16 protein-coding genes are annotated in these 21,018 nt (G+C 62.1%); 1 reads left to right on the top strand and 15 read right to left on the bottom strand.

Going from position 1 to position 21,018, the window contains the following annotated elements:
• Positions 1–6 precede the first annotated feature (6 nt).
• The 4 genes from AB7F49_RS18090 to AB7F49_RS18105 all read right to left on the bottom strand — a co-directional run bounded on the left by AB7F49_RS18090 (position 7) and on the right by AB7F49_RS18105 (position 4,110).
• Entirely contained in the window at positions 7–1,710 is a 1,704-nt protein-coding gene (locus AB7F49_RS18090) for a DUF1254 domain-containing protein (RefSeq protein WP_428524860.1), read from the bottom strand.
• 216 nt (positions 1,711–1,926) lie between these two features.
• Positions 1,927–2,628, bottom strand: coding sequence for a hypothetical protein (locus AB7F49_RS18095; protein ID WP_428524807.1), 702 nt, complete (start codon positions 2,626–2,628; stop codon positions 1,927–1,929).
• Between the two features lie 63 nt (positions 2,629–2,691).
• On the bottom strand, positions 2,692–3,237 hold the full coding sequence (locus tag AB7F49_RS18100; RefSeq protein ID WP_428524809.1) for a DUF992 domain-containing protein: 546 nt from the start codon (positions 3,235–3,237) through the stop codon (positions 2,692–2,694).
• Between the two features lie 36 nt (positions 3,238–3,273).
• The gene (locus AB7F49_RS18105) at positions 3,274–4,110 is read right to left on the bottom strand and encodes a hypothetical protein (protein ID WP_428524811.1); all 837 of its coding nucleotides are present in this window, start codon (positions 4,108–4,110) and stop codon (positions 3,274–3,276) included.
• 306 nt (positions 4,111–4,416) lie between these two features.
• On the opposite strand from AB7F49_RS18105, the gene AB7F49_RS18110 reads away from it, so the two are divergent.
• Positions 4,417–5,406: a helix-turn-helix domain-containing protein gene (locus AB7F49_RS18110; protein WP_428524813.1), complete on the top strand. Its 990-nt coding sequence runs from the start codon at positions 4,417–4,419 to the stop codon at positions 5,404–5,406.
• A gap of 94 nt (positions 5,407–5,500) precedes the next feature.
• Here the strand turns inward: AB7F49_RS18110 and AB7F49_RS18115 are convergent, their stop codons facing one another.
• From AB7F49_RS18115 to AB7F49_RS18165, 11 genes are all read right to left on the bottom strand, one after another.
• Entirely contained in the window at positions 5,501–8,452 is a 2,952-nt protein-coding gene (locus tag AB7F49_RS18115) for an Ig-like domain-containing protein (RefSeq protein WP_428524815.1), read from the bottom strand.
• A gap of 446 nt (positions 8,453–8,898) precedes the next feature.
• A complete protein-coding gene (locus AB7F49_RS18120) occupies positions 8,899–11,241 on the bottom strand; it encodes a TonB-dependent hemoglobin/transferrin/lactoferrin family receptor (protein WP_428524817.1) in 2,343 nt (780 codons plus the stop codon).
• 312 nt (positions 11,242–11,553) lie between these two features.
• On the bottom strand, positions 11,554–11,991 hold the full coding sequence (locus AB7F49_RS18125; protein ID WP_428524819.1) for a YbaN family protein: 438 nt from the start codon (positions 11,989–11,991) through the stop codon (positions 11,554–11,556).
• Between the two features lie 114 nt (positions 11,992–12,105).
• Positions 12,106–12,735: a biliverdin-producing heme oxygenase gene (locus AB7F49_RS18130; protein ID WP_428524821.1), complete on the bottom strand. Its 630-nt coding sequence runs from the start codon at positions 12,733–12,735 to the stop codon at positions 12,106–12,108.
• 49 nt (positions 12,736–12,784) lie between these two features.
• On the bottom strand, positions 12,785–13,588 hold the full coding sequence (locus AB7F49_RS18135) for a heme ABC transporter ATP-binding protein (RefSeq protein WP_428524823.1): 804 nt from the start codon (positions 13,586–13,588) through the stop codon (positions 12,785–12,787).
• The gene (locus tag AB7F49_RS18140) at positions 13,585–14,676 is read right to left on the bottom strand and encodes a FecCD family ABC transporter permease (protein ID WP_428524825.1); all 1,092 of its coding nucleotides are present in this window, start codon (positions 14,674–14,676) and stop codon (positions 13,585–13,587) included. The genes AB7F49_RS18135 and AB7F49_RS18140 overlap by 4 nt, the downstream gene beginning before the upstream one ends.
• Positions 14,673–15,629, bottom strand: a complete 957-nt coding sequence (locus tag AB7F49_RS18145) for a heme/hemin ABC transporter substrate-binding protein (protein WP_428524827.1) — start codon at positions 15,627–15,629, stop codon at positions 14,673–14,675. Before AB7F49_RS18145 ends, AB7F49_RS18140 begins: the two co-directional genes overlap by 4 nt.
• Before the next feature lie 10 nt (positions 15,630–15,639).
• A complete protein-coding gene (hemP, locus tag AB7F49_RS18150; protein ID WP_428524829.1) occupies positions 15,640–15,786 on the bottom strand; it encodes a hemin uptake protein HemP in 147 nt (48 codons plus the stop codon).
• Between the two features lie 248 nt (positions 15,787–16,034).
• Positions 16,035–19,154: a choice-of-anchor D domain-containing protein gene (locus AB7F49_RS18155; RefSeq protein WP_428524831.1), complete on the bottom strand. Its 3,120-nt coding sequence runs from the start codon at positions 19,152–19,154 to the stop codon at positions 16,035–16,037.
• Between the two features lie 338 nt (positions 19,155–19,492).
• Positions 19,493–20,083 (bottom strand): UbiX family flavin prenyltransferase, encoded by a 591-nt coding sequence (locus AB7F49_RS18160; protein ID WP_428524833.1) that lies wholly within the window; start codon positions 20,081–20,083, stop codon positions 19,493–19,495.
• A 150-nt stretch (positions 20,084–20,233) separates the two neighbouring features.
• Positions 20,234–21,016 (bottom strand): ABC transporter ATP-binding protein, encoded by a 783-nt coding sequence (locus AB7F49_RS18165; protein WP_428524835.1) that lies wholly within the window; start codon positions 21,014–21,016, stop codon positions 20,234–20,236.
• Positions 21,017–21,018 lie beyond the last annotated feature (2 nt).

The raw sequence follows: 21,018 nt of genomic DNA on the forward strand, positions 1-21,018 counted from the left end.
GAGTCTCTATTGGATGCATTTCTCGACGAAGCGTACGCGCTCGACCGGACCAAGCTTCTTGGCCTCGGCCTCGCGCCGGCATTCCTCGCGCTTATCTACGCGTTGCTCGATCCGCTGAATCAAGCCTTCCTTCATCGGGCCGGACACCGGTTCGACTTCACTGATCCGCCAGGACTTGTCGAAGAATGGCTCGAGCGGACTGTAGAGCCGCAGGATCACGAACCATCCCTTGCCGGGTATGGTCTGGATCCAGTTGCCGCGTTTGACATCATCAGGCTGTGTGGGCGCGAAATATATTGTTGTCGAGCCATCGGCATTCGGTTCGGCGGCCGGTGACGGATAACTCTGGCTGCCGGCGCGCGGATAGCGCTGCGGCGTGTCGAGCATCGAGCGCGTCATGTTGTCGTAAACAGTGAATGACCAGAAGTTCGCCTGCGGAATCCCCTTCGGCAAGGTCACCTTGTAGGTTCTTGCGCCGTCGAAGTGATTTTTGTCAGCATCCGCCACGGCCAGCAGATATTGAGAGCCGATGCCCGGAACGCGCATCGCCATGGCCGGCGTGATTCCGGTGACGCCGTAGAAGAAGTTCGTTCGCGCGTCCATGGTCCGGTAGCCGGTCGGCGGGAACGGTTTGACGCCTTCTTTCGTGACGAGCGGTATCGGCGTTTCAAACTGATATCCCGTCTCGAACAGGAAGTTGAACCAGGATGAGTTGGGGTAATAGTACCAGCCAGCATCCCGTGGCGACATGAAGAGCGTGCGCGACGTCGCATTCGCGACCTCGAGCGCCTCCGTCATGATCCCCTTCATCCGAGCATCCGGCGCAAAGGGCTTGCCCTTGACGATGCCGATTGCCGCGACCGGTCCCATTAGTTCGGGATCGAGCGATGTTGCCGGCTCGTTCTGGACGATCTCGTTGAGCCGCTCGAAGAAGGTCCAGTCATTCGGCGGAATGGTGTTCATCACCTTGCCGCTGCCTTCGTGAAACACCGTCGGCGGCGGAGGCGTGACGCGTCCGAGTTTCGCCTTGCCCGCCAGAAACTCTGCAATCGGGGTGCCGACGCCGCCCTGCTCGTAGGGGTATACTTTTGTGAACTTGCGGATCTCCTCCACCACCGGCTTCGGGTCGTTGTGATTGGCGAGGAAGGACCGGCCGAACCAAAGTATGACGTTGGTGCGCGCATGCGCGATGTTGAACTCGCCCTCAGGCAGCGTTCCCGTGTAGCCCGGAGGCACAATCAGATATTTGCCACCCATGCCGCGATCCGGGCCAGGCACGCCGAGATCGATCACCCAGCGGAACCAGGCATCCTGAACCGCACCCAGAAAGCGCGGCGGCGTCTCGATTACCACCGGGCCCTTCGACAGGTCGAGCGCGCCCATGACATAAATCGTGTCGGCATTGGCGGTCAGGAACAGCGACTTGGCGTCCATCAGCTCGGAGAAGACCAGCACATCGTTGTCCTTGACCCCGATATCCTGCATGCCCTTGCGCAGCGACTGAATGCTGACGCCGCGCATGTTGTCCATGAAGGCGCGATAGGCATAGGTGAAGTCGAGCTGGTCGTAGAGCTTCTGGGCGGTCGCCTTGCTTGGAACGCCATCCTTGAACTCGAGCGTCCCGATCAGGCTTTCAACCTTGTCCGGCGTGACGAGTGAAGGCGGTATCGCAGGTGCCTGCGCAAAACCTGGTCCGGCAAGCGTGGCCATCGCGCAGGCGAAGCCGGCGGTCGAAGACAGGACGAAGCGTCTCAAAGGCTCACTCCATGCATTCTGGTGTGGGGCGTATCCACGGGTCCCAGCAGCAGCGAGAGCAGTACGAGGCAGGCGACGGCGATGATGCCAGAGCGCTGGTCACCCCGAGCCACGAGAAATTGCTATTGAAGCCTCGTACCGCTCTTCGACGACATCTCCACGCGCTCGAAGCTAGTAACAGGGTGGATACGGATAATAGCCGCAGGCCGGACGCGGATAATAGGCGGGCGGCGGCGGTGCGTAATATGGTGCGGCATAGGCCGCCGCTGCACCGACGGCGGCGGCGCCAGCGGCCGCGGCCCCGGCGTAATAGGCGCCGCGCCAGGCGGTGCGGCGCGCAGCGCCGGCGAACGACAGCGGCGTGAACGGACGCCCGATGATGTCGATGAACACCGCGGCGGAGCCGTCGGCACCATTCAGATCGCCTTCCAGCACGTCGACGTCGAACGTAAGCCTGTCACCCTCGAGTTTCGGCGACTTCAGCACGACGACGACATCCTTCACGCCCGAGCCGTCTTTCGTAAATCCGGAGACCGTGGCGTTCGGCGGATCCTTGGCGAAATTGTCGCTGCCCTTGCTCCAGTCCTCCACGATCCGGCTGGTGAGATCGTGACCGGCCGCGCGCACCGGCCGGTCCGCGAACACGATCGCGTTCGGCGCAACCCCGGTCAGTACGAGCTTACCGCCCTCGAGGCTGGCGCCACGCGAATTGAGAACGAACAGCGACGGGACGACTTGCGGCTTGCCTTGCCCGATGGTCTTCTGAAGTGGGACATGCGGCGCCGTCGCAGCATTGGTGTTCTGGGCATAAACATGACTCGAAGCCAGTACGATGACCGACGCGATCACGGGACCCAGTACGGTTGAATTCATAACGCAGACTCCATTGCTTCTCTCAGAATGCGGTCAGGTTCGGAATTTTTCGGATTTGCAGACCTAAGGCACCCATCTCAGCTCGATGGTCGAGACGCCCACCGAAACATTGAGCGCGACTTCGCCCGAGAGAGACACCGGCTGCAGCGCGTAGGAACGGCCGGAGCCGCCGAAAAGGATATTGGCACCAACGCCGACGCCGACACCGATCTCGCCGCTGGGGCCGACATACGTGCCGGCCAGCGCGCCATTCAAGGGACCGGCTGTGGGGGCGTAAACCTGCCACGCGAGGCCCTGCGCCAGCGTTACACCGACATCGAGGCCCAACGTGCCGAAGGTGCCGCGATAAATTTCAGGCGGAAACGGACCGGCCGGCGCGAAGCGGCACTCCATCGTCTGGAGCGAACCGACAACGAGCCCGATGGTCGGCGACAGGTTGCAACTGAGCAATCCGACATTGACACCGGTCACACCCGGGGGCGGCGGGACTTGCGCGTGAAGGCTTGGTGCCGACAGCGCCAGCACGGCCGTGGTGCCCGCTATGGTGAGGCCTTTGCGCGCATGCCGGCCAAAAAGGAGTGCCAGCATTCGGAAGATGCGTGTCGTCATGGTCCGTTCACCGCTGTGATGTGGGTTGAGATTCGATCAGAATCGCGCGCTAAGGCCCGCGATCGGTCCGTGCTGCAGCATGTCGAACTGGTAGAGCGTATCGCCCGACCCCTTTGAGTAATCGGCATAGAGCGCGCGATAGCCGAGCATGCCTGACCAGGCGGCACCCCAGGCCTGCCCGATGTGGAAGCGGTAGGCGCCGACGGCCTGCCATGAAAATTCGCTGCCGACACCGAAGCCGCCGACATCGCCGCTCAGAGTCAGTTCCTGACCCGGCATGAACTGATGGCGCAGCCGCAGGCCGACCAGCGGATCGACCCAAGTCACGTCGCCTGAACTGGCAACCGCACGTGTGCCATTGATCGTGAAGGTTCGGCGCGGCAGCAGGACCTGTAGCGCCGCGCTGACATCGAGGCTTGCTTCGGCTTCCTGCCACCAGAGCCTGCCGCCGGCGTAGACGTCGAGCGAGGTCGCCGAGCCGGCCGGCGAGCCCCAGCGCACAAGCTCATAGGCACCCGCAAGTTCGGTAATGATCATCTTGACGGTGGCATCGAAATTCGCGCTGACACCGAGCGTGACCCGCGGGTCAAGCGAGGTCGAGCGCGCACCTCCCTTGGAAGCGCCCAGCAGCAGATAGGTGAAGTCGCCGATGATCGCGAAGCGGTCGTTGCGCGCCTCGAAGGCGGTCATCAGGCCGAACAATTCCTTGGGAATTTTCCGGTGGATGATGTCGCCGAAAAAGCTCGCGTCGACGTCGGCGGTATGTCCCTTGATCGTCGAAGAGCCGTTCAGCGACGGCATCCAGGCATAGGGCGTGATGTCGAAACGCCACGGGCTGTAGGCGGGGGCTGCCGAGGGGGGCGGCGCTTTCATCGGCATATCGGCGGCGTGAAGCGCTCCAAGACTGATCGCGGTGAAGGCAAATGCGGCGCAAAAACCTGCGCCGGGAAATCTGACAAGCGCCCGTGTCATTATCTAACGCCCCCGCAGGCGTCGCCGCAGCGACGATCCAGCCACCGATCTTGTGCGGCGGCTGACGTGCGGCACGGTATAGCAGCGCTGCGCCCGGGGTCTTGCCATTTCAGGCCAGACCCGAGGAGTGTCGCTGCAAAGTTGTCTGGCTCTCGGACGGCGCAGATGCTAGAGGATCGCAAAATTTGCAGGTAGGTTGCACCGGCTATGGCCGCCGCATTTTCTTACCATTTTTCCCACCGGTCGCTGACCCTGATCCACGTCCCGCGTTTTCTCAACGAGCGCGGGCTGCGTGCCGCGCCGATCCTGCGGGACGCCGGGATCGTGTCTTCTCAACTTGGCAATCCGGAAACGTGGTTCGATCGCGACGTCTGCTTCAGGCTCGAGGACAGTGTGGCAGGCGCGACCGGTTGCCAGTTCTATGGCCCGCAGATCGCGACCCATTACGAATTGCCGCAACTCGGATGGTGGGGAGAATCGGTTGCACAATCCCCGAACCTGCTGTCCGGCCTGCAATTCGCATCGCAGACCATCGACACGCTTCAGAAGGGCACGCGGTTCAACCTCGTCCGACAACCGCGGTGCATGCATTTCAATTTCAACTATCTCGGGCGCGGTTCGCTCGATCCCATCCAGCATATTTTCGGCACCTTGGTGGTGCTCCGCAAGATCGGACTGATGACCGGAGAGCCGGCCGCCATCAGCGTCAAGATCGCGCGTCCCTATTCGCCGATGTTCGACGGGCTGCATGAATTCCTGGGGGCATCCCTGATATTCGACGCCGACTCGGACGGCATCGTCTTCGACAGCGATATCCTGGGCATGCGGCTGGATCGCCGTCCACCCGAACCCACTCCGTTTCTCGATACCACGCACGACGCCATCGCGCTGATCGCCAGCATGCTGCCATACGAGCATCCCACCCGGGAACGCGTGGCGAAGCGGTTGAATATCAGCGCCCGGACCCTGCAGCGCCGACTCGCCGACTGGGGCGTGACGTTCGAAGAACTGCTCGACGAATACCGGCGAGATCGCGCTTTCAGGCTGCTGATGCGCGAGGACCATTCCATTCTGGAGATCGCCTACTCGCTCGGCTATTCCGATCCCGCGCATTTCACCCGCGCATTCAAGCGCTGGACGGGAATTAGTCCCAGGTCTTACCGCTCCGCCTACTCCCATTCGAATGGAGTTTGCTGAAGCGCGCGACACGGTCGAGCGCTTCAGCCTTGTTTCGTCTCCGGCTCCATCAATTTGCGACGAGCGCGCGTTGTATTAAGACGGCCTCCGATCGCTAGACGAAGGTGAAGTCGCTGGAATGCAGCAGAGAGATGTCGGCGACCTTTTCCAGGGTGATCTGCCCGTGCGCTCCGGCGTCGATCAGCAGATTCTTGCCGGTGTCCGTGGTCGCCGCAATCACCGCATCGAAATCCGCGAAGATCGACGAGTCGAACTGGATCGCGTCTCCTGCGTCCGCCCCGTTGCCGACGAAGTTGCGGATGGTGTCGTTACCGAAATTCGGATTGAACACGTATGTGTCGTTGCCATCCTTGCCGCCATTCAGAATATTGTCGCCCGAATTGCCGGTGATCGTGTTGTCCTCCTTGTTGCCGGTGGCGTTGATGTCGGCATCGCCGGTCAGGATGAGATTCTCGATATTCTTTGCGAGCTTGAAGGTCACCGACGACTCGACGGTGTCGATCCCCCCTCCGGCCTCTTCGGTAACCTTGTCGCCCTTATGGTCGACGACATAGGTGTCGTTGCCGGCCAGTCCGTGCATCTTGTCCGCACCGACCCCGCCATCGATGCGGTCGTCGCCCTCGGTGCCCGACAGCTTCTTGTCTGCACCGGGCGTGCCCATGACCGGGTTTACCAGCGTGATGCCGAATGTGCCGTTGACGTAATCCTCGATGACCACGGTCTGCGGATTGCCGTCGCGCACGATGGTCAGGTCGTCGCCGGTCCAGCTGAGCGTGAGATTGATGATCTGGCTGGACTGGTCCGGCACCGCCAGATTCCACACGCCTTCCGCCACGAAGGTTGCCGTGCCGCCGATGCCAAATCCGCTTGTGGCGCCGGGGGGCGGGCTCCAGGATGAGGGAAACGAATCCGGCCGGAACGTGCCGTGCCAGAGCACGCCGTCGGTGTCGGTGATCGTGGTGGTGCCGGCATCGGTGAAGCGGATCACGAAGGTATCGTCGCCCTCGCCGCCGATCAGCGTGTCGTTGCCGGCGCGGCCATGAATCACGTCATCGCCCGCCCCGCCGTCGACGAAGTCGTCCCCGCCGCCGACGAAGATCAGGTCGTTGCCGTCGCCGCCATTGATAATGTCGGGTTGCGGCGACCGGTTGCTGGTGACGATGTAGTCGTGACCGCCCAGCCCGTTCACTTCGATACCCGCCGTGATCAGGCCGAGCGAATCGCCCGAGAACACGTCATCGCCCTCGGTCAGGTTGTGTGCCGCAGCCACGTCGAGGCTTACGGTCGCCTCGTTGGAGATCACGCCGTCGTCGTCCCTCACCGTATAGGTGAAGCTGTCCGTACCGACGAAATTGCCTGTCGGCCGATAGGTGATCGCGCCGGTCACGGCATCGACAGTGACCGTGCCGTGATCCGGCCCGTCCACGACGGCGACGGTGGTCGCGTCCAGCGTGCCGTCGGCGTCGCTGTCGTTGTCCAGAACGTCGATCACCGTCGCGAGGTTCTTGACCGTCCCGGCGGTGTCGTCCGTCGCGACGGGGGCCGCGTTTTCCAGCGTGATGCCGAATGTGCCGTTGACATAGTCCTCAATGACCACGGTCTGCGGATTGCCGTCGCGCACGATGGTCAGGTCGTCGCCGGTCCAGCTGAGCGTGAGATTAATGATCTGGCTGGACTGGTCCGGCACCGCAAGATTCCAGATCCCCGGAGTCACGACCGTCGCCGTGCCGCCAATGCCGAAGCCGCTTGTGGCGCCCGGGGCCGGACTCCAGGACGACGGAAACGATTCCGGCCGGAACGTGCCGTGCCAGAGCGCGCCGTCCGTGTCGGTGATCGTGGTGGTGCCGGAATCCGTGAAGCGGATCACGAAGGTATCGTCGCCCTCGCCGCCGATCAGCGTGTCGTTGCCGGCGCGGGCGTGAATCACGTCATCGCCCGCCCCGCCATCGACGAAATCGTCGCCGCCGCCGACAAAGATCAGGTCGTTGCCGTCACCGCCGTTGATGATGTCGGGTTGCGCCGACCGGTTGCTGGTGACGATGTAGTCATGACCACCCAGGCCGTTCACCTCGATACCCGCCGTGATCAGGCCGAGCGAGTCGCCCGAGAACACGTCATCGCCTTCGGTCAGGTTGTGGGCCGCCGCCACATCGAGGCTCACGGTCGCCTCGTTGGAGATCACGCCGTCGTCGTCCTTCACCGTGTAGGTGAAGCTGTCCGTGCCCACGAAATTGCCCGTCGGCTTATAGGTGATCTCGCCGGTCACGACGTCGACAGTGACCGTGCCGTGATCAGGCCCGTCGACAACCGCGACGGTGGTCGGGTCCAGGAAACCGACAGTGTCGAAGTCGTTGGCCAGAACGTTGATCACCGCCGCAAGGTTTTTCACCGTTTCCACGGTATCGTCCGCTGCGACAGGCGCGGTATTGAGCGTCAGTCCAAAGGAGCCGTTGCTGAAATTCTGGACCGTGGCGCTCACATCCGCGACCGCCGTATTGGTGATGACGAGATTCGAGCCCGGGCCCGCCCACTGGAAGCGGTAAGTCTGGCTGACTTCCTGGGTGTCGGTCAGCACCAGTTCGTAGAGATCGGATTCACCGGCCACCGGCAGGGCTGTGCCGGCGAGGGCATAACCCACCAATTCCGATTCGCCGGTCGTCATGTCGAAGTCGGTGTGACCGACGAAGATGGTCCCGGTGCCGTCCACATCGACGATGTAGTCGTTGCCTTCGCCCGGAAGGAACTCCAGCACGAAGGTGTCGTCGCCCGTGCCGCCGATCAGCGTATCCGTACCGAGACCGCCGTCCAGCACGTCATTGTCGGCATCGCCCTTCAGGTCATCGTCGCCGGAAAGTCCGAACAGCGCATCATTCCCGTCACCGCCGTTGATGGTGTCGTGGCTTAACCCCCCGCCCGTGCGTGTGCTCGAGCCGATGATCAGATCGTCACCCCCGAGACCATTTATGATCTTCGAATCCGGGGTGAGCGCCTGAGGAAAATATCCGTGGAATTCGTCGCTGTCTTCGGTGAGGTCGATAACAGGCATGGATGGTTCCTTTGGTGGAGCCCTACTCGAAGACCACGCTTTGCTTGGTCGCGTTCGGGATCAGATGCGGCCTCCCGGACGATGACTGCCGGAGGCCAATCGAGCTGTGGGGAAGCCAGCGCCTATGCAGGTCGCGGCCAGGTCGGCGGGATCGGCAGCGACATCAGCGCCGCAGCCGCATCAATGCCCATCAAGGACGGCCGACAAAATTGTTGGGGATGTGAACGCCACGACAAGTCTCCCTGAGTAGATTGCTAGCGTGGCTGGCTGGGATTGGCTTGCTGGCGCCGACGTTCCGATTACTGCATCACAAAATTGGGCGTGTCATCACAGAAATATGCTTCGAATTTAGAAAAGACCCAAATTGCTGGCTTCATTAGAACGCAACGAAACTGAAGCGCAGAGGAATGCGCGCCGATCTGGCGCAACACCGGCCTGATCGACACTCAGAATTTTCCCTGCATCGAGAATGTTATCGTCCGTCCCGGAGCCGGATAGGTCGGCACGCCCATGGCGTCGACATAGGCCTTGTCCATCAGATTATCGACGTTGATGCGGGCAGTCAGATTTTCGTTCAACGCGAAGGACAGGTAGAGGCCGTACAGGTGATAGCTCTTCTGCTCGTAGGTCTGCAGCAGTTCGTCGGTCGTCAGCGGGATCGTCGGCGCCACGTAGGTCATCCGGCCGCCTACGGTCAGCTTGCGATCGAAGAAACGCAGGCCCCCATCCAGGGTATATTTCTCCTTCGGCGGCACGAAAATGAAAAAATACTGCCGTTCCCATTCCGGAAGGAGCGGCAGATATGCATCGCCGTCGGGCGGACCGGCAAAGAACGGATCGAAGACGCCGTCATAGGTCGCCTTCAGGCTGGTGTAGCTTCCGCCGATATAGGCCATTCCCGCGTCGTAGGACGCCTCCAGCTCGAAGCCCTTCATCGTGGTCGTCGGTCCCAGCAGATTCACGAACACGAAAGCCGTCTGAACGAGCTCTCCAAAGGTGCCGGCTTGCGGAAAGCGGCCGGTCCCGGTGGTGATGAAATTTTCGATCTTGGTTTCGTATATGGCGGCCTTGGCGCGGAAACCGTCGCCTTGAAAGAAAATGTTGTCGTATTTCACGTTGACGCCGGCCTCAAACGTCTTTGACGTCTCGGGCAGCAGGTTCGGATTGGGGCCGAACAATACGCCGTTGCCGATATGCCGTCCATATTGCAGCGTTTCCATGATCTGTGGCGGTCGAAAGCCTTCCGCGTATTTGCCGTAAAGCTGCAGCCCCTTGACGGGCGTCACCGCAACAGTAAATGCGGGCGAGACGCGCCCTTCCGACTTGTCGACCAAGAAGGGCTGAACGCATTCTTCCGCGAAGGGACCGCAGGCATTTATGAAGTTGCCGGAGCCGTTCAGCGAATAGAGGTCGTAGCGCGCGCCCGCGATCAGTTCGAGCCATTCACCCTGCTTGAACTTGAGCTGGCTGAACGCACTCGCAATGTCGCGCGCGCCGGCCGGGGTCGGGCCGGAGAACCACTCGGCATCGGACGGGTTGGACTGATCGGATATGACGCCGGTCTTGGTCTGGTCTTTGAAGTACTCGACGCCGTTGATCCACTCGACGTTGAACAGCGGAATGTCGAAGCGGGATGTGTTCGACATGCTGCCGCCGAAGGACGTCAGGCCGTATTGAAGATCGAAATATCCATAGGCGGTGCGCGGCGGCCGGAACTGGTGGTTGTCGGTCGATGACCACCAGACCTTGGCGCTGAGATCGATCAACGGATTCGGCTTCCACGAATAGTCGGCGGTCGCCGTCTGCGTCAGGAGCTGATTGGTGTCGATATACAGGCCCTGACCGGTCGAAAACGAGTTCTTCAGGGCGACATAACCGAACTTCAGGGTCTGGTCTTCCGTCGGACGAAACGTGAGCTTGCTCAGCCCCGACCAGTTGTTCTGGTTGGTGAACGTTACCGGATCGCCTGGCCCGACATATTCGAGTTCGCCATTCTGGCCTGGCTTGTAGGCACCGGTTTCCTTCCGCGACACAGCGGTGACCATTTCGACATTGTCGCTGCGCGCGGCGGTCGCGTGGCTCGTCGTATATCGGTACTCGTTGGTGCCGGTGATGGCGCGCGATCGGATGCCGTGGGTCTTTCCCGGCAGCAGGATGTCGTCGGCTTCGAGCGTGCGCATGGTGACGACGCCGCCGATCACTCCCGCGCCACCGACCGTCGAGACGGGCCCTTTCTCGACAACGACACTGCCGATGAGTTCCGGATCGACATAGACCGAGCTTACCGCGCCATGGCCCGCCTGCTGGAAATTCTGGCGGGCGCCGTCGATCGTCACGTTGACGCGGCCCTGCTCCTGCAATCCCCGGATATTCACCGTCAACCCGGGATTTTGCCGGTCCGTGGGAGTGAACACGCCGGACATGTCCTGGAACAAATCGCTGGTGTTGCGTGGCGTGCGCTGCTCGATCGTTTCGCGGCTGATGACGCTGACCGATGCCGGCGTGTCGTAGACCCAGTCGGGCGTGCCTTGAAAGCCTTTCGGCTGGCTGCTGCTCGGCGCCGCATTGGGGGTACTTTGGGCGCCGCCGTCCTGGTCATCGTTGGCGGGAACGGCGGGCGTGTTTTGCGTTCCCCTGTTCTTGCGGGGCTTGCCGGCGGCGACGTCGATCGGATCCAGCGTGACTTGCGCGAGCGATGGCGTCACGTACACAGAAAAAGCGGTGGCGCCAAGTGCGCCGAGCGCGAACCTGCGCAGAATACCGGATCGGCCTTTGATACGCGACGCCATGCGAACCGTTGCGCTCTGCAGCATCGCGCGCGTTCACGCCGGACAAACGAACCGACGCATGCGCAGCGCGGCACATGAGGCCTTGTCTCTGCTGTTTTGCTGGTTAGCTGGCTCGCTGCAAAGCGCATGCTGGCTGGCTGACGATGTGCCAGCACATCGCATGCATGGTTTTTATCATCGAAGGGGTCGATGTCAATCTGACGAAAAATCGGCGATGAAGACATTGGACTCTGTCTAAAGTACCGGAAGAGATCACTATTTGTCGTTGTGACGGTTGACGCAGCGCGGGGTTCTTCGCACTGCATGAAGCGTTCAGTTCAGGCCGCCCGGAGCATCGCTGTCGCGCACGGCGTTGCGCAGGTCAGGCTCGGGACGGCTGACCACATAGATCGCAGCCGCGATCATGAAGAGTGCGACCATGCCCGCGATCAGCGGGGTGTGCTGAGATCCGAACCAGAACAGCGTATAGCCAAGCGCCATTCCGGATACCGCCATCAGCTTTGCACGCAGCGGTACCGCGCCCTGCTCGCGCCATTGGCGCAAGGGCCGGCCAAAGCGCGGATGATCGAGCATCCAGGCCTCGAGGCGCGGCGATGAACGGCCGAAACACCAAGCCGCAAGGATCAGGAAGATCGTTGTCGGCATCACTGGCAGAAACGCGCCGATGACACCAAGCGCCAGCATCAGACCGCCGAGCGCCAGAAAGCCGGCCTGACGCCCGTCCCGTAACACTCTTCGCAGACGCATCATGGGCATTGATCCGCGATTCCAGCCGACAGCGACACTTCGGCCGAATACCAACTCCTGGATATCTTGGGAGTTTCTGGCAGGTGTCAACGCATCGCTCTTGCGCAGATACGCCGGTCAGCCGGTAAAGACCTCGTTCACCAACCCGTGCACGCGTGCGAAAGCGGCGTGTGCAGCTTCGACAACGCGCTCCTCTTCGGGACCGGTCAGGCTCACGCCATCAAGGGCCGCCGTGAATGTCTTCCAGTGCAATCCGCGCCCTTCCGGCGCAGCCGCGAGATGGCGCGCGCCGAAACTTTCGGAGAGACCGAGCTTCTCCGCCGCCTTCAGGAGGAAGGCGGCACCGAGATTGGAACCTTCCGCGACATAGAGCCATCCCAATGCCGTTGGCAGGTCGGCGTCGGCGCCCTTCGCGAATGCGGGAGCTGCGGCAGGCGACAGAGCTGTCACGCGAAGATCCGCGAGATCCTGTTCGATCAGATCGAAGCGCCGTCGCCCCGCGAGGTCAGGCAACATCCTGTCCAGCACCGGGTTTTCATAGAGTGCATCGATCTCGCGATGGAACTGGTGCTGCACCTTCACAAACAGGCCATATCGCTCGCGGCTCTCGAATGGCCGGTGCGCCATGATCGACTTGTCCAGAAGGTCATGGGTGGCATGGGTCGCCTCCTTCAGCCGCTTGGCGCGGCCGGTCACACCCGCGCTCTCGTTCGCCTGCAGTACATCTGCGTTCAATGGCTTGGTCACTTCTTTTTCTCCCTCGATACGAACATGGATCTGCTGAAATTCCTCTGCCCTACCTCGACGACAGCGGTCGCGCGGAATGCGGCAGCGAGAACGGAATCGACTCGCGCGGCATCACATTGATTGCGGATGCAACTCCGAATACGTCGGCCACGTTGCTTTCCGTGATCGTCTGGACTGGCGCGCCATCCCGCACGATGCGCCCCTCCTTCAGGACGAGGATGCGATCGGCGAACATCGCCGCAAGATTGAGGTCGTGAAGCACCGCTATCACCGTGACGCCGCGAGCGACGCAACGTCGCGCGGCAGACAAGAGATCGAGCTGGTGACGCAGGTCGAGGCTTGCCGTCGGTTCGTCGAGCAGAAGCAAACCCGGCCCGTGGCGCGCTTCGCCACAGGCCAGCTGCACCATCACCCGGGCAAAATGCGCGCGTTGCTGTTCCCCGCCCGACAGCGTATTGACGATCCGGTCGCACATGCCGAGCAGGTCGACCTCCGCCAGAGCCGTCTCGATCATGGCTTCGATCGCTTTTCCGGTCCGCTCGCCCGCCCCCATTCGGACTACCTCGACCACCGAGAATGGAAAAGCAACGCTGACCGATTGCGCGAGCACCGCGCGACGCAACGCCAGCTCGCGCGGGCCGTATTCCGCAGGTGTGCGTCCCTTCAATCTGATGGCGCCGGAACTCGGCGCCCGGTCTCCCGAGATAACCCGAAGCAGCGTAGACTTGCCGGCGCCGTTCGGTCCGATCATGGCGACGGCGGCCCCCGGCGCGATCCGTAGCGAGACGTCCTCGATTAGCACCTTTCCGGGCAATCGCACGCCAACCCCGACAGCTTCGACCAGCGCAGTCATAGTCCGGTCAGGCCCCGCTGGCGCAGCAGGATCGACAGGAATACCGGCGCGCCCAGGATCGCCGTGAGAATTCCGATCGGCACCTCGGCCGGCGCGGCCAGCGTGCGGGCCAGCGTATCGGCACCCAGCAGCAGGATTGCACCGAGCATGGCGGAAGCTGGCAGCAGAATCCGGTGGCCCGGACCAAGAACAAGACGAAGCAGGTGCGGCACGATGATGCCGACGAAGCCGATAATCCCGGCAAACGACACCGCAGCGCCAGTCATCGCCGAGACCAACACGATCGCGCGGCGCTTCAGACGCTCGACCTCGACGCCCATGTGGAACGCTTCGCTCTCGCCCAGCACCAGAAGATCGAGACCGCGCCCAATACTCGGTACCAGCGCCAGCATGGCGACCAGAAACGGTGTGAGGATTGCAACCTTGTTCCAGGTCGCGCCGCTGATCGACCCGAGCATCCAGAACGTCATGTCGCGAAGCTGGCGGTCGTCTGCGGTGAACACAAGCATGCCAATCCCGGCATTTGACAGAGCCGCAATCGCCAGTCCGCCAAGCAGAAACACGGCAATGGAAGTGCGATTTTCGTGTGTAGCGATGCGATAGAGCAGGACGGTCGCCAGCAGCGAGCCGCCGAAGGCCGCGGCCGGTAGCAGCCAGAATGGCAAGCTCATGCCGCTCTCCGCAAGCAACCGGTCGCCTATGACAATGACCGCCGCCGCAGCCAGTGCACCGCCGCCCGCAACACCGACCAACGCCGGGTCGGCAAGCGGGTTGCGAAATAATCCCTGCATGATTGCGCCAGCGGCTGCCAGCAGGGCGCCGACCATCGCCGCCATCGCGATCCGCGGCAGGCGGATGGTCCACAAGACCAGCCGGTCGCGCGCCAAGAATGCGGAATCGCCGTCCGCCGACAGCCATCCGAGCGCCGCCGGCAGGCGCCGCACCGGAATGCCGGCGGCGCCGATGGTGGCAGCAAGTGTCATGACCAGCAGCAGCAGCACGGCAAGCCCGATCACCAGCGTCCGCCGCGCGGCAGCCGAATGCCGCAACCGGCCGAGCCCGCGATGCGCGATGGCTGCGACGGTCATCGGTCGCAGGCGACAGTCGCAGGCGTCGGAGTCGCGCCCAAGCTTTGCGGTGCCTGCAGGTCGGGATACAGCTTCTGCGCGAGATCGCGCGCCGCCGCCGCGATGCGCGGCCCGAACCCCAGCAGATAGAGGCCGTCCATCGCCACGAAGGCGTGGCGCGATGCCGCCGGCGACAGCGCGAAGCCAGGATGCGCGAAGACTTCCCGCGCCGTCAGCGGCTCGGCGCCGCTGCGCACCATTACCAGCACCGCATCCGGCTGAGCGGCGACCATGGATTCGTCCTCGAGCTGCTTGTAGCCCTCGAACTGGTCCACGGCATTGACCGCGCCGGCCATGCGGATGATGCCGTCGGCTGCGGTCTTGCGCCCGGCCACCATCGCGCGGCCGTTGACGAAGGACAAGACGAAGACGACGCGCAAGGGCCTGGCAATTCCGGCCCGCCATTGCGTCAGCGTCTCAAGATCGCGGGCGACGCGTTTCGCGAGACATTGTCCGCGTTCCTCCAGGCTCATCGCCCAGGCCACCAGATGAATCTTGCGCAGAATCCCCTCGCCGGAATAGTCGTCGCCGACCATGACCATCGGCACGCCGGCAGATTCCAGCACGGACAGCGCCTGCGGCGGGCCGGAACCCTTCAACGCGAGGATCAGCGACGGCGATACGCCGAGCACTCCCTCTGGCGAGAGCGCACGCATATAGCCGACATTCTCTTTTTCATTCAGCGCCCGCGATGGAAACTGGCTGGTGGAATCGACCGCCACGATGCGCCCGTCGGCGCCGAGTTCGTAAAGAATCTCGGTGATCGAACCGCCCACCGAAACCGTCCGCGCGCTGTCGCCGACCACGACCTTGCGACCGGTGGCATCCGTCACGGTGATGCCCTGCGCCACAACGGGCGCCGGTGCCAGCATCGCGGCCAGCAACAGGATAGTCGCGACACGGCTAAAGCACATGGTCACCGGTTCATTTGGTCAGAATGAGTTTGTTCTGGGAGGTCAGTCGCAGACGATAGCGATCGGCGCCATGCGCGATGACGATTTCGCGCGCCGAGGCGAACAGGTCACGGCTGTCGAGCTGGTTGTCGGCAAGAGTCAGCGTTCGCTGTGCCATCGACGAGTCCGGCCTTGCATTCACGTTGTCGTCTTCCATTCCCGTGCGAGCCTTCGGCACAGTTTGGATCGACTCCAATCTGGTTTCAGTTTGGAGTCAATTTAAACTGTAAAATCAACGACTTGATCCGGGTTACACGCGCGCCTTTCAGATCGCAAGACAAAGCTGCACATGGCCGTCACGCACCTGCGCGCTTCCATCGTCGTCCCATAGGTCTCTGCGGCTGCAGTCCCGGCGGCTGCAAGCCATCACAACAGATCAAAATCGTGCATGTGGCCGAGAGCATGGATATCGCCTTGCGCGCCACCCGCAGGATCAGACAGGTTCATGTCGATCGACTGGTCGAAAACGAAACTCCCGTCGTCCGGGCTCGTCCCAAGCGCGGCAAGCAAGTCCGCCGATTCGCTCACGTTGCCGGTGAGGTCGAAATTGAACTTGGCCTCATCCGCGTCGTTGGTCTTGAAGCTGAGGGTGCCGGATTTGTCACCGGCCTTCTTGGTGTCGATCTGCACGGTAAAGGTGTCGGAATCGCCGGCGGCGATGGTGCCCGACAGACCTTCCGTCAGCACGAATCCCTTTGGCACCTTCAATTTCTCGATGGTCAATGCACCGTCGCCGGTGTTGTTCACAGTGAACGTCTGAAACACCGTTTCGCCTGTTCCAACCACACCGAAATCGGTGCCGTCGATGACGCTCGGCGTCGTGTCATTGTTCAGGATGACGGTGTCGTTGCCGGTCACCTCGATTTCCGGTGCGCCCGCCAGCGGACCGGACGCGCCCACATTGCCGGTGAGATTGAAGTTGAACGGGGTCTCGTCCGCATCGTTGGTCTTGAAGGTGAGCGTCCCTGACTTGACTCCGGCCTTTTCGGTATCCATCCGCAGCGTAAAAGTGTCGGACCCGCCGGCAGCGATGGTGGCCGACAGACCTTCCGTCAGCACGAATCCCTTCGGCACCTTCAATTTCTCGATGCTCAATTCGCCATCGCCGGTGTTGTTCACCGTGAAGGTCTGAAGCACCGTCTCGCCTGTTCCAACCGCACCGAAATCGGTGCCGTCGGTGACGCTCGGCGTCGTGTCATTGTCAAGAATGACGTTGCCCTTGCCGATCACCTCGATTTCCGGTGCGCCCGCCAGCGGACCGGACGCGCCCACATTGCCGGTGAGATTGAAGTTGAACGGGGTCTCGTCCGGATCGTTGGTCGTGAACGTGATCGTGCCGGACTTGACTCCGGCTTTTGCGGTATCCATCCGCACTGTAAAGGTGTCGGAGCCGCCGGAAGCGATGGTGGCCGACAGACCTTCCACCAGCACGAAGCCCTTGGGCAGCTTCATCTTCGAGATGGTCAGGACGCCGTCGCCGGTATTGTTCACCGTGAAGGTCTGAGTGGCGGTGGCGCCGACCGCGACCGTACCGAAGTCGGTGCCGTCGACAGCACTCGGAGTGGTGTCGTTGTCCAGGATGGTGTTGCCGTTTCCGGTCACACCGATCTCCGGCGGAATCACGATCACATTCGCCTTCAACGCGAAATCAAACGGATTCTCGTTTGGATCGTTGGTCGCGAACGTGATCGTGCCGGACTTTGCACCGACCTTGGCGGTGTCCACGCGCACCGTAAAGGTATCGGAAGCGCCGGCCGCAATCGTGGGAGAAAGACCTTCCACCAGTACGAAGCCCTTGGGCAGCTTCATCTTCGAGATGGTCAGCGCGCCGTCGCCGGTGTTGTTCACCGTGAAGGTGCGAACCGCGGTCTCGCCGATGCCGACCGTACCGAAATCGGTGTGGTCGGTTGCGCTCGGCGTCGTATCACCATCGGCGATCACGTTGTCGTTGCCCCGCACTTCAATTTCGGGGCTGAGCACCGGGCCGGTATTGACGTTGCCGGCAATGGCGAAGTCGAAGGCCGCTTCGTCCGCGTCATTGGTGGCGAAGGTAATCGAACCGGACTTCGCCCCGGTCTTTGAGGTATCCATTCGCACCGTGAAGGTGTCGGAGCTGCCGCCGGCAATCGATGCCGACAGTCCCTCAACCAGCGTGAAACCCTTTGCGAGCTTGAGCTTGGAGGTGGTCAGAACGCCTTCACCGGTATTGGTCACGGTAAAGGTGCGCTCCGCCGTCGCGCCAACAAGCACGTCTCCGAAACTGGTGTGATCCGCCGCACTCGGCGTCCCGTCGCCGTCGACAATGGTCACGCCATTGCCCGACACCACGATCTCGGGGGGCTCGCTGACGACGTTCGTCACGACAACGTTGATGGTCTGGGTATCCGTCTGGCCATCGCCGTCTTGCGCCTGCACGATCACCTGGTAACTGTTGTCGCCGTTCGAGTCCGTCGGCGCCTCGAAATTCGGTGCCGAAACAAAGCGCAGCGCACCGGTGGTCGGATTGATCTGGAACTTGAGCGCGTCCAGCCCGCCTGCGATCGAGAATCCGATCGGCGTCGATTCCGGATCGGTCGCCGCAACCGTCGTCACGGCCGTGCTGTTCTCGGCGACGTTCACCGTGGCAATGTCGCCGCCGCCGTTGGACGTGATGAGCGGAGGCTCACCGTCTCCTGCGAACTCAAAGTCATCCTCGGTCAGCGCTTGATTGAACCCGAGGAGGGTCAGGGTATTGCCGCCACCAAAATCGATCCGCGTATCCTGTCCGCCATTGATAAGAGAGATGTGCGGCTTGAGTTCGGCGAAGCTAGCATAGACCGCCGTGATGCGGATCACATCGCCGGCGCCGAAATCGGTAATGGTGTCCGCACCCTGTGCATCATAGATGAAGGTGTCCGCCCCTCCATCGCCTGTCAGGGTGTCGTTGCCGCCCGCGCCGCCCAGCGTGTCGTCGCCGGCACCGCCGGCCATCGTGTCGTTTTGCGAATAGCCGATAAAGACATCGGCGCCGGTGCTGCCGACGAAGTTGACTTCGTTGGCTTCAAGCAGACCAATGAGGGTCGCGACGGAGCCGAGCCTCGCGTCATCCAGGAGCGCGCTGACCGTGCCTCCCGCAACTTGATCGACCAGTCCGAGTCCCGAAACCTGCAGATCGAGTTGCGACAACGGAAAAGCGCCGGATTCGAATGTCACGCCATAACCGAACGAGATCGATTCGATGTCGCCCCCCACCGTGTGGGTCGCATAATCATACTCGATGGATCCGCCCGGGCCCGCGTCAACAACGACGGCTTGCTTGGTCGTATTCGGAATCAGGTTGGGCTGTTCGGTCGTGGCGTATTGCCTGCCGGAAAAATCCGTCGCCTCGGGCCCAAAATATCCAAACCCTATGGGGCTGTAGTTCACCTCGAAGTCGGAAAAATAAGCCGATACGTCGATGCCCGTGCTGTCCCCATTCGCATTATTGGCGGTGATCGTGATAGCCATTGCCAAGCCTCCGGCGACGAGTGACGCGCTTGGCTGGCTTGGTTTGGCTTGCTAGCGTCGATGCTGCAGGTGTTCTGCAGGAAAACGATGTCGGTGTCACTACATAACGCCGCACGAATTCGGCAAGCGATTTCTATTTCTTTAGATTTATTCTCAACTCGGTTCCGCGCTTCGTCAGGAGCATTGCATCAAGGTCGAGGCACGACGGTACCAACGTCATCGGCCCGGCAAGGAAGTTTCCGTTGAGAGACCGTTACGATGCGCATGACGCATGCTCATGACGCATGCGCGGCCATGACGGACATCCGCTGCGGACCGCAACGAGACTCGTTGCCGTGTCAGGCTTCACCGGCCTTGCGCGATTTTCCGCTCCAGCGGCGCACGGTTCCCAGATCGAGATCGAAGAGATCGAGCATCCGCCCGAGCGTATGATCAATCATGTCTTCAAGCGATTTGGGACGGGCATAGAATGCCGGCACGGGCGGGTAGATAATGGCACCGGCCTCGGTGACCGCGGCCATGCTCCGGATATGGCCCAGATGCAGCGGCGTCTCGCGCAACATGAGCACGAGGCGGCGACGCTCCTTCAGACACACATCCGCGGCTCTTGAAACGAGATTGCCGGTCGCGCCGCTCGCGATCTCGGCCATCGTCTTGATCGAACAGGGTGCGATAATCATGCCGAGGGTCTTGAACGACCCGCTCGAACAGGCCGCACCGAGATCCTGTTCCGGATAGGTGACCGTGGCGAGCGCTTCCAGGTCGGCGACAGACCTGTCGGTCTCGTGCGAAATCGTCATTCGGGCGACGCGCGAGACGATCAGATGGGTCTCGATTCCCGAACCCTTGAGCAGCTCAAGCAGTCGAAAGCCGTAAATCGCCCCCGATGCTCCACTGACGCCGACGATCAAACGCTTGCTCTCGCTCATGATCCCACCCGTAAACGCGTTGTACTGGCGGGCTGCCAGGCACGCGAATAGCTGCTTCTGACGATCGGAACGCCGCCCGCGGCGATCGGTCCCGGCTGAAATGTCGCCCCTTGTCGGCTCAAGACGCGCGCAAGTCCTTCTGCTGAAGGGCTACGCCGCTGTTGCCCTGATGATGTTGGCGAAGAAGTCCTCGGTGATGGCGGCTTCCAGTTCCAGCAGCTTCGGATCGGTGGTCTTGCGTGGCCGCTCGAACGGAACCGGGACGTCGCGATAGACGCTGGTTGGCCGGTCGTAGAACAGCATGACGCGGTCCGACAGTTGCACGGCTTCCGCGATGTTGTGCGTGACAAAGAGCACCGTCGCCTTCGACGCCTGCCACAGGCGCACCAGATCCTGGCGCACGCGATGGGCGGTAATCGCGTCGAGCGCGCCGAGCGGCTCATCCATCAGGAGAATCTGCGGTTCGATTGCCAGGGCACGCACCAGCGCAACGCGATGCTGCATGCCGCCGGACAGTTCGAGCGGATACTTGTTCCTGAAGTCCGCAAGCCCGACCATGCCGAGATAATGATCGATGACCGCGTCCCACCTTTCGCGCGGCGTGCCCGCGGCATCGAGCACCAGGTTTATGTTTTCCGCGACGGTGAGCCAGTTCAGGAGGCGCGGGCTCTGAAAGACATAGCCGACGCGCGGAGGGACCTCGGAGGTGCCGGCACGGATCACCAGATCGCCGATCCGCATGACGCCGGCATCGGGAGCAAGAAGACCCGCCGCGATGTTGAGCAGCGTGGACTTGCCGCAGCCGGAGGGTCCGAGCAGGCTCACGAACTCGCCCGGCCCGACGTCGAAGCTGACATTGTCGAGGACGGGCAGAGAGCTGCCATCCCGGCCGGGAAAGCTCAGGCTCAATCCCTCGACACGAATTGGGTGCATGG

It is taken from the genome of Pseudorhodoplanes sp., from assembly GCF_050250235.1.
GTDB lineage: Bacteria > Pseudomonadota > Alphaproteobacteria > Rhizobiales > Xanthobacteraceae > Pseudorhodoplanes.

Coding starts and splice junctions, on each gene's coding strand:
- AB7F49_RS18090 (WP_428524860.1), bottom strand. CDS start 1,710: ATGGCCACGCTTGCCGGACCAGGTTTTGCGCAGGCACCTGCGATACCG.
- AB7F49_RS18095 (WP_428524807.1), bottom strand. CDS start 2,628: ATGAATTCAACCGTACTGGGTCCCGTGATCGCGTCGGTCATCGTACTG.
- AB7F49_RS18100 (WP_428524809.1), bottom strand. CDS start 3,237: ATGACGACACGCATCTTCCGAATGCTGGCACTCCTTTTTGGCCGGCAT.
- AB7F49_RS18105 (WP_428524811.1), bottom strand. CDS start 4,110: ATGAAAGCGCCGCCCCCCTCGGCAGCCCCCGCCTACAGCCCGTGGCGT.
- AB7F49_RS18110 (WP_428524813.1), top strand. CDS start 4,417: ATGGCCGCCGCATTTTCTTACCATTTTTCCCACCGGTCGCTGACCCTG.
- AB7F49_RS18115 (WP_428524815.1), bottom strand. CDS start 8,452: ATGCCTGTTATCGACCTCACCGAAGACAGCGACGAATTCCACGGATAT.
- AB7F49_RS18120 (WP_428524817.1), bottom strand. CDS start 11,241: ATGGCGTCGCGTATCAAAGGCCGATCCGGTATTCTGCGCAGGTTCGCG.
- AB7F49_RS18125 (WP_428524819.1), bottom strand. CDS start 11,991: ATGATGCGTCTGCGAAGAGTGTTACGGGACGGGCGTCAGGCCGGCTTT.
- AB7F49_RS18135 (WP_428524823.1), bottom strand. CDS start 13,588: ATGACTGCGCTGGTCGAAGCTGTCGGGGTTGGCGTGCGATTGCCCGGA.
- AB7F49_RS18140 (WP_428524825.1), bottom strand. CDS start 14,676: ATGACCGTCGCAGCCATCGCGCATCGCGGGCTCGGCCGGTTGCGGCAT.
- AB7F49_RS18145 (WP_428524827.1), bottom strand. CDS start 15,629: ATGTGCTTTAGCCGTGTCGCGACTATCCTGTTGCTGGCCGCGATGCTG.
- hemP (WP_428524829.1), bottom strand. CDS start 15,786: ATGGCACAGCGAACGCTGACTCTTGCCGACAACCAGCTCGACAGCCGT.
- AB7F49_RS18155 (WP_428524831.1), bottom strand. CDS start 19,154: ATGGCTATCACGATCACCGCCAATAATGCGAATGGGGACAGCACGGGC.
- AB7F49_RS18160 (WP_428524833.1), bottom strand. CDS start 20,083: ATGAGCGAGAGCAAGCGTTTGATCGTCGGCGTCAGTGGAGCATCGGGG.
- AB7F49_RS18165 (WP_428524835.1), bottom strand. CDS start 21,016: ATGCACCCAATTCGTGTCGAGGGATTGAGCCTGAGCTTTCCCGGCCGG.